Origin of the sequence: Moraxella sp. CTOTU48268, assembly GCF_032069585.1 — a bacterium.
In the GTDB taxonomy this organism is placed as follows: domain Bacteria; phylum Pseudomonadota; class Gammaproteobacteria; order Pseudomonadales; family Moraxellaceae; genus Faucicola; species Faucicola cinerea.
In genome coordinates this window covers 128,600-144,153 of the sequence record NZ_DAMALV010000001.1, presented here as the reverse complement: position 1 = coordinate 144,153, position 15,554 = coordinate 128,600, and the positions used below count along the sequence as shown (strand labels likewise).

Here is a 15,554-nt window from a genome sequence, read left to right as displayed (position 1 = left end):
TTTTTTCAATTTGTAGGATTGTTATGAGACATTTTTATTTTGATATTGTCTTTACCACGATTGCATTGGCAATTGCAGCGTGGTGGGGTTTTTCGCATGGTGGTGTCAGTGCCATGCTTTCAGCGTTATTTATCACCTTGATTCTGGCAGTGATGGAAATCTCGCTGTCGTTTGACAATGCCGTGGTTAATGCCTCGGTACTCAAAACGTGGGATAAGTTTTGGAAAATGATTTTCTTGACTGTGGGTATACTCATCGCGGTATTTGGTATGCGTCTGGTATTCCCGATTGTCATCGTCGCAGTGACTGCCGATATGGGCATGATGGATGTCATCAACATGGCGCTTAACAGCCCGAAAGAATACTCTGCCAAACTGATGGAGCATCATGCAGAGATTGCCGCATTTGGTGGGATGTTCTTGTTGCTCGTCTTTTTAAACTTCATCTTTGATGAAAAAGAAGTGATGTGGTTTGAATGGCTAGAGCGTAAATTGGCACGATTTGGCAAGGTCGATGCCATGAGCGTGTTTGTGGCATTGGTACTATTAATGACCGCCTTATATTGGGTGGAAGACGCCAAAAAATCGGTGGTGTTAACCGCAGGGGTATTTGGTATTTTGATTTATCTAGCCACCAATGTGTTATCAAGCCTTTTAGAAGGGGCGGACGATGATGATGAATCAACCCCCAATGTGATTGAAGGCAAAGAAGTAGCGGGCGCGATTGCCAAAGGCGGTATCGCAGGTTTCTTGTATCTAGAAGTACTCGATGCATCGTTTAGTTTTGATGGGGTGATTGGTGCGTTTGCCATTACCAATGACGTGATTATCATCATGCTAGGCCTTGCCATTGGTGCGATGTTTGTGCGATCCATGACCATTTTCTTGGTAGAAAAAGGCACGCTTGATGAGTTTGTTTATCTAGAACATGGCGCGCATTATGCGATTGGTGCGTTGGCGGTCATCATGCTATTGGCAACCGTGCATATCGAAGTGCCAGAAATTGTGACGGGTTTGATTGGGATCGCCTTTATCGTATGGGCAGTGATTAACTCTATCAGCTACCGTAAGCGCGAAGAAGCCTTGGCGAAACACTAAAAAGAATGGGTCTCATGCCTAACAGTAAAGGCATTTAGGATGCTGGCCTGAGCTTAATATCCCTTAAGCTTTTGACACATAAATATAACAGCTTAATGTAGCCGAATGGTGGACAAATTCTATCACCAAAGGTATAGTTAAAACGTGGGTTTCGGCTCACGTTTGGTTTTTTTAGGCGATTTTTTACGGTGTTTGAGTCTTTTATTCTGGGCGTTTTTAGTCTGGGCGCACTTTTGGTCTAGGCACTTGTAGTCTGAGCGTGAAAGGCGCAGCGCATGACAACGGACATCGATTTTCTTATTTGATTTCAAAAATTTATTACAAAGGATAAAACAATGGCAATTAGCTTAACCAAAGGTGGTAATGTTAATTTATCAAAGGAAGCACCGAATTTAACCAACATGGCCGTTGGTCTTGGCTGGAACCCACGTGCCACTGACGGGCAAGCCTTTGACTTAGACGCGGTCGCGTTTTTGGTCAATGAATCGGGTAAAGTACGGGCCGATGCAGATTTTATTTTCTTTAACAACCTAAAATCATCTGATGGCTCGGTAGAGCATACGGGTGATAACCGCACCGGTGAAGGCGATGGCGATGATGAAGTCATCAAAGTAGATTTAACTAAAGTCCCAGCCGATGTAAGCAAAGTGGTATTTTGTGCGGTGATTTATGAAGGTCAAGCGCGTAACCAAAACTTTGGTCAAGTAGCAAACGCTTATATTCGTATCGTCAATACCCAAGGCGGCGCTGAAGTGGCTCGTTATGATTTGTCAGAAGACAGCAGCACTGAGACAGCGATGATTTTTGGTGAGCTTTATAAGAACAATGGCGAGTGGAAATTCCGCGCGGTTGGACAAGGTTTTGCTGGCGGTTTAGGGCCATTGGCTGCGTCATATGGCGTTGCTGTTTAGTTTTTTGGCTAAAATTTTTTAACATTTTTTTAACAATGGGGTGGCATCGGCTTGCCCCTTTTTTTCAGCATAACCATTTTTTCAGCCTAAGCGCTTTTTAAGCTTGAGCGTTTTTTTAAGCCTAAGCACTTTTTTCAGTGCAGCTGCTTTTATTATCATTTTTGCCACCTAGTCTATAAGGATACATTAACCTATGGCAGCGACGTTTAGTATGATTGGGACGATTGAGCCATTTTTGCATTGTAATCTCAAAAAAGGCGATTCGATTTATTGCGAATCCAATGCCATGGTCATGATGGAGTCAAATCTTGAGCTCAAAGGTCAAATGCGTGGCGGCGTCATGCAAGCTTTGATGCGCCGATTTGCCAATGACGAGTCGATTTTTCAACAGCAAATTGAAGCGGTCAATGGTGAGGGTGACTGCTTACTGGCGCCTACACTTGATGGCGATATGCAAATTTTGGACGTCGGCGCCAATCAGTATACCCTTAGTGACGGTGCCTTTGTGGCAGCCACCCATGGTGTTGATTTGCGTGCCAATATCCAGCGCAATTTAGGCGGCGCTGTATTTGGGGATACGGGTGGCTTTATGGTCATGCAAACGCAAGGTCAAGGTCAGCTCGTGGTATCGGGCTTTGGCTCTTTGTTTGAGATTGATGTCACGCCTGATAAAGATGTAATTATTGATAATGGTCACGTGGTATGCTGGGATAGCCGACTGCAATATAGCCTGTCAATGGCAACGAGCCAGAAAAAAGGCTTTTTGGGCAATATCATCAATTCAGTCACGAGCGGCGAAGGCATGGTGCTAAAGTTCTCAGGTCAAGGCAAAGTAGTGATTTGCTCGCGTAACCGTGATACTTATCAAGGCTGGATTCAAAGTTTACTGGGGTCAAACTCAGGCGGACGCGGTGGCAATGAAGGTATTTTAGGCGGTTTTTTATAGTCAGTTTCTGCCAAGCCTTTATGAACCGCTTAAAACATAGCTAAATAGAATAGTAAAAAATATAGTAGAAAATAAGGAAACCAACATGGCAGTGAATTTATCGAAAGGTCAAAAAATCTCGTTAGAAAAAGAAGCAGGTGGCGCACTCAGCCAAATCAAAATGGGTCTGGGTTGGGATGTCGGTGCTGCGCCGCAAAAATCAGGTGGATTTTTGGGTGGCTTGTTTGGCGGTGGCGGCAGCGCAGGCGGCAGCATTGACTTGGATGCGTCGTGTATCATGCTTGATGCCAACAAACAAATGGTGGATGCGATTTGGTTTGGACAATTGCAGTCAAAAGACAGTAGCATACAACACACAGGCGACAACCGCACCGGTGCTGGCGAGGGCGACGACGAAGTGATTAATGTCAATTTATCTCGTATCCCTGACCATGTGCAAGCCTTGGTTTTTACTGTCAATAGCTTTACAGGTCAAACTTTTGCCACGGTCAATAATGCGTTTTGTCGTTTGGTGAATGCCAGCAATAACAGTGAAGTTGCCCGTTATGATTTGTCAGCCCAAGGCAGTCATACCGCGCTGATTTTGGCAAAAATTTATCGCCATAACGGTGAGTGGAAAATGCATGCCATTGGTGAAACCGCGTCAGGTCGTACCTTTCATGATTTGATGCCTGCGATTTTACCGCACGTGTAACCGCGCTTTTTAATCTGAAGCCATAAAAAAAGCCCTGTGACATACAGGGTTTTTTATTTTGATAGCTATTTTTGACAAGTTTGTGTGGATTTTGCGTTGGTGGGTTTTGCATACGGTGTGGGTTTGCTAAAATAGCGGCGATTTAGTTTTGCACTGTTGAATTTTACAGTCATTTTTTTACAGTCAGTTTTTTCAAAGTCGTTTTTTTTAAGTCACTTTAGCGAATTGACTCAAATAATTTTATGACAACAACCCACCGCTACAAAGGAATCCAACACCATGCCATTTAATCGTTTACAGCCGATTTTGATAGCAAGCTTGCTGCCGCTGCTGGTTTTTACTTGGTTTAGCCGTGACTACATTGGGCAGATTGATTTTTGGTTGTTGTGGCTGGTGGCGATGACCTTGGTCGGGTTGCCATTGGTGTTTGCAGAGATTGGTTTGGCGCATCGTAGTGGTACGTCGCCGCTGGTCGGTCTGCCCATACTAACCCGTGAAGCTGACGTGTCAACGGTTTGGCGCGGGTTTGGTTGGCTGACTATTGTGCTGTTGCTGGCGGTTGTGGGGCATTTACTGGCGAGTAGTGGCGAGATTATCCATCCGCTGGTGAGCAATATTGCTCTGCCTGCTTTGTTAGCCATCATGGTGCTGATAGTGATTGGTTTGAGTTTTATCAAGCATTTGGCAGGTTGGTTGGCGGTCGGTTTTGCCGTTGCCGCGTTGGTTGTCAATGTCATGCAAGGTGGGTTTGTGGCGTGGCAGATGACAGCGACCTCCTTGACGGAGTGGGCGGGGGCGGTCGTGTTGGCGCTGGTCTGTGTGGGCGCAGGTACAGGATTATACTGGCACGCGCGCACCCACCAAATGCTCACGATGAACACTACGGCGACAGATCAAGTACGCGAATCCGCGAGTCGGTATGTATTACCGGTGTGGAGTTTTCAGTTACTAGCGGGTGCGCTGATTGCCATAACTTTATCGCCAAACAGCGCGATGGCGGCAGTGCTGAATGGATTGGCAATGTTGGCAGGCGCGGCGTATTTACTGCATATCTTGACCCACCAAGTGTCACTACGCTGGCAGCAACAGCAATTTAACTTTTTGGCATTGGTGGTATTGGCAGTGCTTAGTCTTGCGCTAGCCATGGTGCCAACCGCTTGGCTCAATCAGCTGATTATCGTGATAAGTTTAGTCACGGCGGTATGGCTAGCCGTATTTGCAGGCTGGCAAATGAAAATCAGCCATTTGCGCAAATCATTGAATTTTAGCTCAGAAGGCTTATATAACCTTTGGCGCATTGCGGTGCGTATCATTGTGCCATTGGCGGTGATTTTGGCGATGGTGGGGTGGGTGCTAGGATTGGCAAAATGATTACCGTAGATATAGCGTTTGCGCCCGATAGCCAAACACAATTGCGGTTAACCCTGCAACTCGCCGATGATAGCCGAGTGATTGATGCAGTCAATGCCACAGGCTGGCAACAGCAGTATCCGCAGATTTTTAGCTATAGTGTCGGTGTGTTTTCCCATAAACTAGACTGGCAAAGTGCGATCAACACAGGCGATAGAATCGAAATCTATCGCCCTTTGACCATCGACCCGCAAAACAAACGCAAATTACTGTCCAAAAAATCCAACCGATGAGGGCGTGACCCAGTATTATTGTGTAGCGCACAAAAAAAGCCAATCACAGCATCACGGCAATGATTGGCTTTTTTAATCAGAAAAATTTACTGAGTCACCGCTGGGCGCTCGATACGGGTGACAATACCATTTTGGTCAAAATAAATTTTGGCGTATTGTTGGGCGTTATGAATCGCTGGCTTGTTGGCGCGTTTGGCGTTAGTACCTGGGGTAAAATCGTACAGATAATCCCAACGTACCGGATTTAGGGTGTCTCTAAAAGTTGGGCTACCTAGTATATACAGCACTTGATTGGCATTCATACCCACTTGCACTTGGCTTAATTTGTCTTCATGAATCGGCTTGCCTTGTGGGATATCGATTTTGTACACGCTAAACCATGAGCAACCTGGTAATACGGTGACGCTGCTAATTACGGCAACCAAAGGCAGGACTGCCAGTTTTTTTGATACTGTTGTGATAGATGTCATTTGTCAAACCGCTTTGAGATGGTGAACGATAAAATTTACGACTTATCATACGTGATTTGGTTTTTTTTGCCTACCTATTGACCCCAAAATTTAAATTATTTTACATACAGTTAAAGTTTGGGTGTAAAAAACTGCGGTGTTTTGGTGTTTGGCGTTCTGGTGGTTGGCATACGTTGTCTATAGCCTGCATTCGCCTGTTAACTGTCAACGGGCGCTTTTGCCAGTGGTTTCACGTTTTTTTACTGTGGGATTTTATCGAATTTGTTATTATAGTCATAATGTTCAGTTTATAAGCGACACCTGATAGGTGCGAGGATTTGTATGTCGTCTTTTACCAACCAAGATTTGCGTCGTGCCGGTTTGAAAGTCACGTTACCGCGTTTGAAAATTTTAGAATTGCTAGAAAAAGCCGAATCCCATCACATGAGCGCAGAAGATGTGTATAAAGCCTTGATGGAGCACGGTGAAGACGTAGGGCTTGCGACTGTTTACCGCGTGTTAACCCAGTTTGAACAAGCGGGGATTGTCGAGCGTCATAATTTTGAAAACAATTTGTCGGTGTTTGAAATCGCCAAAGATGAGCACCATGACCACTTGGTATGTGACCAATGCGGCAAAATCATTGAATTTCACAATGAAGAAATCGAAGCATTGCAAGAAAAAGTCGCCAAAGACTTTGGCTTTACCCTAGCAGGGCACTCGCTGGTGCTATATGGAATTTGTGATAATAAAGACTGCCAAAATTCAGTAAAACGCTAATGCCTTGGCGCTTTAATGGGTGAATGGGTTAAAAAACTAAAGTCCACAGATCAGTCACAAAACTCAATTACAAACTTCAGTTAAAAAAAGCGGCTAGATAAATTTTATTTAGCCGCTTTTTTTGTCCGTCGTCTATTGTTTATTGTTTATTGAACGCTATGATGTGGCTTTAGTTCTGATAGCTTAAAGCCAGCGATTAGTAGCGCTGCGCCATACACCACAGCGCCCACCACACACAGCGCCAATAGTGCAGCAATGCGAACACCTTGATGCGCGGTGATGGGGAAAAAATGAATACCAGCGGCAAGTGCCAATCCCATTGCCCCATTTGCGATGGCAAAGATAACCGCTAATCGTCGCCAAGCCGCACCAAACCGATAAATACCTTGGGTGTGTAAATAAAAATATAACAGCGCCGCATTGATAAAAGACGCCAGTGTATTGGCAAGTCCTAGTCCGGCATGGGGTGCGATTTGCCACTTTTTAAATAACCCAGCCAGTATTAGGCTTAGCACGACATTGGCAATCACGCTAATCACACCGACTTTGACAGGGGTGCGACTGTCATGACGGGCAAAAAAAGCCGGGGCAAATATTTTTATCAGCATAAATGCCAAAATGCCACCCGCTAAGCACTGTAGCGCAAGCCCACTCATCATGGCATCTTGCCGCACAAATTCCCCATGTTCAAACAGGGATATCATAAGCACATTACTAATCATACCAAGCCCGATGGATGCAGGTACGCCGACCAACACCGTTAGCCGCGTCGCCCAATCTAGGGTATGTCCAAATTGTTGATGGTCGTCGCTTGCGATACTTTTGGATAGACTGGGCAAAATCACCGTGCCAATCGCCACCCCAATCAGCCCTAGCGGCAGCTCACTCATCCGCTCGGCGGTATATAGCCAAGAGACCGAGCCATCGACCATGGTTGAAGCCAGTACCGTGTTGACCAGCATATTGATTTGGGTAACCGATACCCCAAACAGCGCAGGCAGCATGAGTTTTAAAATCCGTCGCACGCCAGGATGACGAAAGCTAACCTTTGGCATCACGAGCAGCTGATGGCTGTGCAATTGCGGTAAGTGAATCAATAGCTGCAGCAAACCTGCCACCGCAACGGCATAACCGACCGCCAAAATTGGCTTGGCAAGCAGCGGCGCTACCCAAATCGCGCCCACAATCATACACACATTTAAAATCACCGGTGCAAAGGCAGGCAAGGCAAACCGCCCCACGCTTTGCAAAATACTACTAGCAAACGCGGTCATGGCGATAAATAACAAATAAGGAAAAGTGATACGAAGCAGCTCAACTGCCGTTAAAAATTTGTTAGGCTCATGCAGATAACCGACCGCAAACACAGCAATCACGGCGGGCGCGAAGATGACTATCACGGCAGTTAGACCTGATAAAATCAACAATAACGTACCTGCCACACGACTGATTAGAATTTGAATACCAAGCAAGGCTTTTTTGCTATCGGTCATGTCGTTATTTTGGGCTTGGTGTTGATAATCGGATAGTACAGGGACAAAAGCTTGGGCAAATGCGCCTTCCGCGAACAGCCGCCGCAAAAAATTGGGCAATTTGAATGCCACCAAAAACGCATCCATCATGCCCCCCGTGCCAAACACACTCATCAATACCATGTCGCGAATCATGCCCAAGATACGTGAAAATAAGGTAAAAAAACTAATAATAGCGGTGGATTTGATAAGTTTTGACATGAAAGAATCGCTGCAAGTTCTGCCGAGAAGTGGGTGTGCTAATTGGATTTTATAGCTTGATTTGGGCACTATTATCTTGCAAAATCGTTATTTTGCAAAATTGTCATCTTACAAAATCGTTATCCTACAAAATTGTAATACGATAAATTTTGGAAAATCATCTAATGGCTGATGTCATTTTTATTGACCATGTTTCTATTGACCATGCTTCTTAATTTCACCCAATCAAAATACAGCCCCGGGTCGGATTTGCGGCCGCGCGCGATATCGCTGTGACCGGCTAGATGATTGATGGTTTTGGGATAAGCTTGATAAATCGCGGCAATCACGCCACTTAACGCTTGGTATTGCCTGTCATCAAACTCGCTATAATCATCACCTTCTAGCTCAATCCCAATCGAATAGTCATTGCAGTTTGGCACGCCCAAATAACTAGATTTGCCAGCATGCCAAGCACGCTCATCAAAGCTCACAAACTGCGTGACCCTACCATCGCGCTCAATAAACAAATGCGCGGAGACCTGCTGCTGATAGATGGTTGCAAAATACGGATGCGCTTTGGGGTCTAACTGATTTTGAAAAAATGCACGAACAAAATGCTCGCCTTGGTCATCTTTTAGACCAAATTCACTCGGCGGCAAGCTGATATTATGAATCACAATCAGGTGAATATCGTTAGGGTCGGGGCGCTCACCAAAATTGGGTGACGCCACAAACTCGCATGGGCTTAACAAACCCTGCTCAATGCTAAATTCCGACATAACTATACCCCGCCCAATCATCAAAATGGTGTTTCAAATAGTTGGTAAAACGCTACTCAATGCTGTGGCTAATTTAGCATAAAATGGGCTTATCATCACCTTAACCGAAAGACACAGTTAAAAAAAAGCAATTTTGCAAAAAAATGGTATGCTATCGCTAAGCTGACAACAAGGGTAGGACATCTGATGGATACGATTATAGCGGCGTTGATAGTGGCAGTGGTGGGGGCGCTTTGTAAAATTTTTGCCCAACAAAAAGCAATTACCCGGCTTGAATCCAAGCTCGACAACCTGCAAAAACAACTCGCTGACGTCATGGCAACTGTGTATATCCTAAGCAGCAAGGCAAAGCCATCATCTACCCAACAATCGGCAAGCGATATTCGCCAAAATCAGCCTGTCACTGACCCTGTTACTGACCCCATCACGCAGCCCATGGGTCAAGCCCCTGTCCCAGCACCCCTTCCAGTGCCCCTCCTAGCCCCCCTCCCAGCGGCTGAATCTTTGCCAATGACGAACACGCTTGACGCTTCGGTTAGTTCAAATCCGCCAACGGCAACACAGCCGTCAGTGAATGACTCAGCCCCACCGCATCAACCCACTTTGTCACAGCCATCATCTCATGCTTCTCATTCTTTAAGAGATGATGAAAGCGCTACCAATGTTGTGACCTCGCTTTGGGCAAGTGCCACCCAATGGTTTTTTGGGGAAAACTTGGTGGTGCGTGTCGGTGCACTGGTGTTGCTAGTGGGCGTGGTGCTATTACTCAAACTTGCCAGCCAATATATTGAGGTATCGATGCCCGTGCGCATGGCGCTGGTAGCGTTGGGCGGCTTGGTGATAACGGTAATCGGTTATCGCACCACTGCCAAAAAACGCAGTTACGGTTTAACCTTGCAAGGTGTCGGCTTTGCGGTGATTTATTTGACGGTGTTTGCAAGTTTTAAATTGTATGGACTACTGCCATCAACCTTAACCTTTGCCGTGCTCGCGTTACTGGCAGGGTTAACAGTGATGTTTTCGGTGTGGCAAAATGCGCTGCCGCTTGCGGTCTTGGCGTTCGGTGGGGCGTTTTTTGCGCCGATACTGGTCAGCCGACCTGACGGTAGTGTGGTGATGCTATTTAGTTATTATTTATTACTCAATATAGCGGTTGCGGTGATTGCCCATTATCGCACTTGGAAATTGCTCAATGCGCTCAGCCTAGCAGTGACTTTTGGGCTTGCGTATGTGTGGGGATTTCGTGCATTTAGTGGCAATAGTGCAGGTGCAGGCTGGCTGTCATTACGCTGGCAACTGCTGGGATTAGTGGTTGGGCACATGGCGCTATATCTGTTTATTGCGGTTAGATACTCTCAGCAGGTCGTGAGTTATAACCAAACGCTGCTACAAATGAACACTGGGGTAGCCAAACGCCCGATTCTATCGATAGATTCAGGCTTGTTGTTTGGCACCGCGTTACTGGGGTTTGGGCTGATGGCAAGCTTGCTCAATGATTTGCCTTATTATCTGGCCTTTGCGAGCAGTGCGTTATCAGCTATTTATTTGAGTCTAGGATTGTGGCTGCTCAAACATCATCGCCGTAGCATCGCAGGTGACCCACAAGCCAACAACCAATTTGATAACAGCTTTGAGCTGCTCATTGAAGCCAGCCTTGCGCTCGGCTGTGGGTTTTTGGCTTTGGTGATACCACTGGCGCTATCAGCCAAATGGATTAGTATCGGTTGGGCAGTACAGGGTGCTGCATTGGTGTGGCTCGGTGCGCGTACCCAAAGACGCTGGACGGTATATTTTGGGTTGGCATTGCAAGCCTTTAGTATCGTGTTATTGGTGGGCTTTGATACCCTCATGCGGCATTGGTATGGGCTACTGGATCAATTATCTGTCCCGCACCAAACGTCTATAGTGGCGGCTTCATCCACCTTGCCACTGACCGTATTGACAGCGTGTGTGCTGCTGTCTGCTTTTATTTTGCGTCACCGCAGGGTCAATATCGCGGCAGCCACATCCCAAACGGCAGCCACACTCCAAGCTAAAGCCCAGCCTCAACCTCAGCCTCAAACTCAACCTGCGACAGTCAAAACGACGCATAAAAGGGTTCAAAAAATTGCTGATAATGCCAGTCACAGCTTTGTTGCGACCGCGCTTGTGGTTGTCGGGTTTGTGCTGTATCTGTCGGCGATTTTATCCGCTGACCCCTTTTGGAACAACGGTGGCAAAACCACCACTATCAAACTTGCCGTAGGTATGGCGGTATTTTTAATTGTGGGGCAACTGATGCATCAGCGTTTTGTTTGGCGCAGTATGCGTAAGGTGAGCCGCTTGATTTTACCGTTCGCGATGATGAGCTGGGTGCTAGTCTGTCTCACCCATGTTAAGGTCGAGACGGTTGTAGACCTAAACGATTATCACATCAAAGCATTTAGCGGGTTGGGGCGTTATTTGCTTGCCATGCTCGGCTGTTTAGCCATCGCAAAATTGCTAGGGGGGTGGCTGCTTAGTCGCTGGCACCGCGACCGACTCGATACAAGCGTTGACGCGCTCGTTTGGTTTTTGACACTGATTGCCATGCTAACTTGGATGCTGCAACAAGTGCCATTTAACTATTGGCAGCATGCCCAAGAGCTTCGAGCCATTATCACTATTTTACCGACCGTGCTGGCTGTGCTTGGGCTGATGAGTTTGTTGTTGCTGCCAAAACTTCAGGTGCTCGGTAATCGTTTGCTTGGTTGGTTAGAGATTGATACGCTACTTAAACACAGCGCTTATATTTTGGTACCGATAACTTTTATTTGGAGTTTATCTGCGAATTTCTCGTTAGACGGTCAGCTATTGGGCGTTTATCTGCCGCTGCTCAATCCGCTGGATTTGACCTTAATCAGTATTTTAATGTACCAATCTTATGTGGCACTCAAAGTTGATACCAATTATCGTACTATCGTTTTGGTGGCTTGTGGTCTAGGGGCATTCGTGACGGTCAGTAGTATGTTAGTGCGTGGATTTGCCAGCGTTTGGGGCACACCGACGTGGGAACATGGGGCTTGGTCAGTCAGTATGGTACAGACGGGGCTTACTATTTTATGGACCGTCATTGCGATGGTATTGATGTTCTTGGCAAACAAAAAAGCCATTCGCTTGGTATGGTTTGCTGGTATCGCATTATTGACCATTGTGGTTGCCAAGTTGGTATTGATTGATATGTCGAATACCAGTGCGGTACTGCGTGTGGTGTCTTTCATTGGGGCAGGCTTGTTGATGCTAGTCATTGGCTATCTTGCACCCTTACCGCCTAAGTCAAGTAAACCTAAGGCAGGTAAACTCAAGTCAGATAAACTTAAGTAAGACAAACCCAATGCAGCCAAAAAAAGATAAGTAGACCCCTGCTAAAGCTCGTGAATAACGTGGGTTATTTTTCGTATTTACGGCAGGCGGGCTTAGCTAAATGCACAAGGGCTTGCCGCCTAATTGTCTTTAAATTGTAACATCTGGCTAGAATTTATCCAAAATATCGGTTCTCTTGTTAGTGGTTTGTAGCACGGTATAGAAGTTTTGAGTGGGTATTGTTAATATCGTTATAGGGCAAACGTTCATATCAACTAAATTATAAATCTAATTACTATCAATAAGTTAGAAAAACACTTATCGCGTTTCTAACATAAAAAATTAATGTTGTTACTGTCTACTGATGCTTACAATGCGAGGCCATGGTTTTTTTAAATTTTTTTAGATTAACTGCAACTGATGGCTTTATGTTGATATCCAAACATACGCTACGCTGCTTCTTGGGATGATTAATCTGGTAGGTCGGGGTTTTGTCAATGTGCTTCGCAATTTGCTAAGGTATAAAGCAACATAAATTATCAAGTAGCTATGCAGCTAAAATGAAGTAACAATGAAGCTAAAATGAAAAACAATAAGCACTGTCCCGTTAAATTAGCCAAACACCGCGCCTGTATTTTATCGGCAACTTTAGTTTCGCCGCTATTGTTGATAGCTATCATTTACACGCAAGCAGATGCCCAAAACCCCACGCAAACGGCATCCGTCACTGTTGCCTCGCAAAAAGCCACCACGACCACGGTAGCGCCTGCCATCGTTGACAATTCAGAGCAAGAGCATGACACTGACAGTATCAACTATGGCTTTGAGGCATTGCAAAATAGCTTTGCAATCGACATTGATTTACCGGGAGAAAATCAAGAGGACAATCCCAACAGCGCCCAACTGGTAAAATTTTCATCGTTAACGCCCAGTTTGTTAGCTTTAATCATGCAGCAAAATGGGGCAACTATTAGCGATAAACAAAATTACCGCTTGATTGATGCCAAAGGTCATATTATGCCGATGGCGATTCGCCCTGTCAGTAAACAATCATCTGTCAATCAAGTATTGCAAGTAGTGAGCGTAGAGACAGATAACCCCAATGCGGTGGAAAAATTACGCCATGCGTTGACCGTACAGCTTGATAATCCAGACAACCAACAATCGATTAATATTGACCTTAGCAATCTACCCTCAAACCCAGTCGCCGCCGTTACCAATAGCCCTGTCAGAACTTGGTGGTTAACCAATCCCAACTTTGCCAAAAACCAATCTACTTTATCAACCGAGCAAGCGGTCAATCTTTGGCTAAAATTTTTACCAGTGAATTCAGCCCAGCCCAGCAAGCGCCCACTGCAACTGCAAATTTATGGCAGTGATGACTTGCAAAGCTGGCAGATGGTCAGCCAAACGGTGGTCAGCCCCTTTGACCCTAGCCAACGTGGTCAACCTAGCCAGGCTACTCAACATAGCCAAATGGTAGCGCCGCACGCTGACGGTACTAATCAGCCGATAGCGACAGGCAATGCTATTGCCATCGAGCCACAGCAAGCCAATTATCGGTATTGGCAAGTGGTGGCAAATCAGCCTATCAATCTTGAGGCAGCAAGCTTAAATCGCATGGTGAGTGAGGCAAGTTTCTTCTTGACCCGTGCCAGTTTTTCAAAAACCAAAGATGACGCCAACCAATGGCGGCTTAGCCTTGCTCAGCTCATGTTGACCACAGGGGTGAGTTTTTTTGTCCCCGAAAATCAGCTGTGGCAAGTGAGCATCAATGTACCTGAGCAAGAAGCCAATCAATTGGCTAAAATCAACAAAACCGCCAATGTGAGTAATGATAAAACTTTAGCCAATTCACAAATTGATAAAAACCATACCACGGTCAGTTGGCAACCCACATTGACCAAGTCGCTGCAATTGGGTGGTCAAATGCAGCAAGATGATTTGCCAGTTGATTTATTAACGCCCATGTATGAGATGTACTTTTTAGCACAAGGCACAGCGCCTTACCGACTGGTGATTAACGAGCCACGCGTATTACAACAACCCAATATCACGCTATCCAACCAACAACTTACCAGCCTCGGCAACACCGTTGAAGGACAAATGCAAAATATCGAGGCATTGAATAATCCCAACGCGTCGTTTGGACGCTACAAAACATGGGCGCTGTGGGGTGTACTCGCCGCGATTGTAGCGGCTTTGGCGTTGATTGCCCTGCGTTTATATCAACAAACTACTACCCAAGTCCCCAAAGAATAGGCGATAATACAATTAAACATACCTCATCGAAAATGCCCCATCGACAATAAGGGATTATTTGCATGCCTGCTGCTAGCCAAACCATTAGTGACACTTCGACCACCACACCCCAAATCACCTCACTACTACGTATTGAAATCGCCAAACAAGTCGCACTTGCGCTGCAAGAAGACATCGCCACTGGTGATATTAATGCCCAGTTAATACCTGACACACAGCGCGATACGGCAACCATTATTTGTCGTGAACCGATGGTGGTTGCGGGTAAGGCATGGGTGGATGAAGTATTTCGCCAGCTTGATCCCAACATGCAGCTTGATTGGGCAGTCAAAGATGGTGATGCTGTGGCAGCCAATCAAATTTTGGTGACGCTCATCGGTAACACCCGGGCGCTACTGACGGGTGAACGTACCGCGCTCAATTTTTTACAGACTTTATCATCCACTGCCACTGTGGTTGCCAACCATGTGGCGGTTATCGCGGACCTGCCGACCAAATTGTTAGACACGCGTAAAACCCTCCCAATGCTGCGCCATGCGCAAAAATACGCCATGTTATGTGGCGGCGGCAATAATCACCGTATCGGGCTATACGATGCCTTTTTGATAAAAGAAAACCATATCATGGCGTGTGGCGGTATCGCCCAAGCAGTCAGTCAGGCGCGTCAGATTGCCAATAAGCCAGTAGAAGTTGAAGTAGAAAATTTTGATGAGTTGCATCAAGCCATCGCTGCCAATGCTGATGTCGTCATGCTCGATAATTTTACCATTGAAGATACCCAAAAAGCGGTCGAGCTGGTTGCTAGTCTTGGCAAGCCTTGCCAGCTTGAAGCTTCAGGTGATATTAGCCTTACCCATCTACGCCAAGTGGCAGAAACCGGGGTGGATTTTATCTCAATGGGTGCATTGACGAAGCATATTAAAGCCATTGATTTATCGATGCGTTTTCAGCAATAAA

Annotated in this window: 13 protein-coding genes; 10 read left to right on the top strand and 3 right to left on the bottom strand. The window is 45.9% G+C overall.

Going from position 1 to position 15,554, the window contains the following annotated elements; genetic code table 11:
• Positions 1-23: 23 nt before the first annotated feature.
• The 6 genes from RT143_RS00670 (at position 24) to RT143_RS00645 (ending at position 5,291) form a co-directional block, all read left to right on the top strand.
• On the top strand, positions 24-1,097 hold the full coding sequence (locus tag RT143_RS00670) for a DUF475 domain-containing protein (RefSeq protein ID WP_313090415.1): 1,074 nt from the start codon (positions 24-26) through the stop codon (positions 1,095-1,097).
• A gap of 335 nt (positions 1,098-1,432) precedes the next feature.
• Positions 1,433-2,008, top strand: a complete 576-nt coding sequence (locus tag RT143_RS00665; RefSeq protein WP_007115783.1) for a TerD family protein — start codon at positions 1,433-1,435, stop codon at positions 2,006-2,008.
• Between the two features lie 193 nt (positions 2,009-2,201).
• The gene (locus RT143_RS00660; protein ID WP_313090413.1) at positions 2,202-2,954 is read left to right on the top strand and encodes a TIGR00266 family protein; all 753 of its coding nucleotides are present in this window, start codon (positions 2,202-2,204) and stop codon (positions 2,952-2,954) included.
• A gap of 85 nt (positions 2,955-3,039) precedes the next feature.
• Entirely contained in the window at positions 3,040-3,648 is a 609-nt protein-coding gene (locus RT143_RS00655; protein ID WP_313090411.1) for a TerD family protein, read from the top strand.
• A gap of 279 nt (positions 3,649-3,927) precedes the next feature.
• The gene (locus tag RT143_RS00650) at positions 3,928-5,019 is read left to right on the top strand and encodes a hypothetical protein (RefSeq protein ID WP_313090409.1); all 1,092 of its coding nucleotides are present in this window, start codon (positions 3,928-3,930) and stop codon (positions 5,017-5,019) included.
• The gene (locus RT143_RS00645) at positions 5,016-5,291 is read left to right on the top strand and encodes an RnfH family protein (RefSeq protein WP_065262955.1); all 276 of its coding nucleotides are present in this window, start codon (positions 5,016-5,018) and stop codon (positions 5,289-5,291) included. The genes RT143_RS00650 and RT143_RS00645 overlap by 4 nt, the downstream gene beginning before the upstream one ends.
• Before the next feature lie 86 nt (positions 5,292-5,377).
• On the opposite strand, the gene RT143_RS00640 is transcribed toward RT143_RS00645, so the two are convergent.
• Entirely contained in the window at positions 5,378-5,761 is a 384-nt protein-coding gene (locus tag RT143_RS00640) for an outer membrane protein assembly factor BamE (protein WP_313090407.1), read from the bottom strand.
• A gap of 321 nt (positions 5,762-6,082) precedes the next feature.
• On the opposite strand from RT143_RS00640, the gene fur reads away from it, so the two are divergent.
• The gene (gene fur / locus RT143_RS00635) at positions 6,083-6,520 is read left to right on the top strand and encodes a ferric iron uptake transcriptional regulator (RefSeq protein WP_076775118.1); all 438 of its coding nucleotides are present in this window, start codon (positions 6,083-6,085) and stop codon (positions 6,518-6,520) included.
• A 146-nt stretch (positions 6,521-6,666) separates the two neighbouring features.
• Here the strand turns inward: fur and murJ are convergent, their stop codons facing one another.
• On the bottom strand, positions 6,667-8,253 hold the full coding sequence (gene murJ / locus RT143_RS00630) for a murein biosynthesis integral membrane protein MurJ (RefSeq protein WP_313090406.1): 1,587 nt from the start codon (positions 8,251-8,253) through the stop codon (positions 6,667-6,669).
• 161 nt (positions 8,254-8,414) lie between these two features.
• On the bottom strand, positions 8,415-9,014 hold the full coding sequence (gene ampD / locus RT143_RS00625; RefSeq protein ID WP_313090405.1) for a 1,6-anhydro-N-acetylmuramyl-L-alanine amidase AmpD: 600 nt from the start codon (positions 9,012-9,014) through the stop codon (positions 8,415-8,417).
• A gap of 186 nt (positions 9,015-9,200) precedes the next feature.
• On the opposite strand from ampD, the gene RT143_RS00620 reads away from it, so the two are divergent.
• The 3 genes from RT143_RS00620 (at position 9,201) to nadC (ending at position 15,553) form a co-directional block, all read left to right on the top strand.
• On the top strand, positions 9,201-12,356 hold the full coding sequence (locus tag RT143_RS00620; RefSeq protein ID WP_313090403.1) for a DUF2339 domain-containing protein: 3,156 nt from the start codon (positions 9,201-9,203) through the stop codon (positions 12,354-12,356).
• A gap of 561 nt (positions 12,357-12,917) precedes the next feature.
• Positions 12,918-14,597: a DUF3999 family protein gene (locus tag RT143_RS00615; RefSeq protein ID WP_313090401.1), complete on the top strand. Its 1,680-nt coding sequence runs from the start codon at positions 12,918-12,920 to the stop codon at positions 14,595-14,597.
• Positions 14,598-14,659: 62 nt separating this feature from the next.
• Complete coding sequence (gene nadC / locus RT143_RS00610; RefSeq protein ID WP_313090398.1) at positions 14,660-15,553, top strand: carboxylating nicotinate-nucleotide diphosphorylase; 894 nt, start codon at positions 14,660-14,662, stop codon at positions 15,551-15,553.
• The last annotated feature ends 1 nt before the right edge of the window (position 15,554 follow it).

Excerpts from the sequence above, each read along its gene's own strand:
- ampD (WP_313090405.1), bottom strand. The coding sequence starts at position 9,014 with ATGTCGGAATTTAGCATTGAGCAGGGTTTGTTAAGCCCATGCGAGTTT.
- RT143_RS00670 (WP_313090415.1), top strand. The coding sequence starts at position 24 with ATGAGACATTTTTATTTTGATATTGTCTTTACCACGATTGCATTGGCA.
- RT143_RS00650 (WP_313090409.1), top strand. The coding sequence starts at position 3,928 with ATGCCATTTAATCGTTTACAGCCGATTTTGATAGCAAGCTTGCTGCCG.
- RT143_RS00645 (WP_065262955.1), top strand. The coding sequence starts at position 5,016 with ATGATTACCGTAGATATAGCGTTTGCGCCCGATAGCCAAACACAATTG.
- nadC (WP_313090398.1), top strand. The coding sequence starts at position 14,660 with ATGCCTGCTGCTAGCCAAACCATTAGTGACACTTCGACCACCACACCC.
- RT143_RS00665 (WP_007115783.1), top strand. The coding sequence starts at position 1,433 with ATGGCAATTAGCTTAACCAAAGGTGGTAATGTTAATTTATCAAAGGAA.
- fur (WP_076775118.1), top strand. The coding sequence starts at position 6,083 with ATGTCGTCTTTTACCAACCAAGATTTGCGTCGTGCCGGTTTGAAAGTC.
- RT143_RS00620 (WP_313090403.1), top strand. The coding sequence starts at position 9,201 with ATGGATACGATTATAGCGGCGTTGATAGTGGCAGTGGTGGGGGCGCTT.
- RT143_RS00640 (WP_313090407.1), bottom strand. The coding sequence starts at position 5,761 with ATGACATCTATCACAACAGTATCAAAAAAACTGGCAGTCCTGCCTTTG.
- RT143_RS00615 (WP_313090401.1), top strand. The coding sequence starts at position 12,918 with ATGAAAAACAATAAGCACTGTCCCGTTAAATTAGCCAAACACCGCGCC.
- murJ (WP_313090406.1), bottom strand. The coding sequence starts at position 8,253 with ATGTCAAAACTTATCAAATCCACCGCTATTATTAGTTTTTTTACCTTA.
- RT143_RS00660 (WP_313090413.1), top strand. The coding sequence starts at position 2,202 with ATGGCAGCGACGTTTAGTATGATTGGGACGATTGAGCCATTTTTGCAT.
- RT143_RS00655 (WP_313090411.1), top strand. The coding sequence starts at position 3,040 with ATGGCAGTGAATTTATCGAAAGGTCAAAAAATCTCGTTAGAAAAAGAA.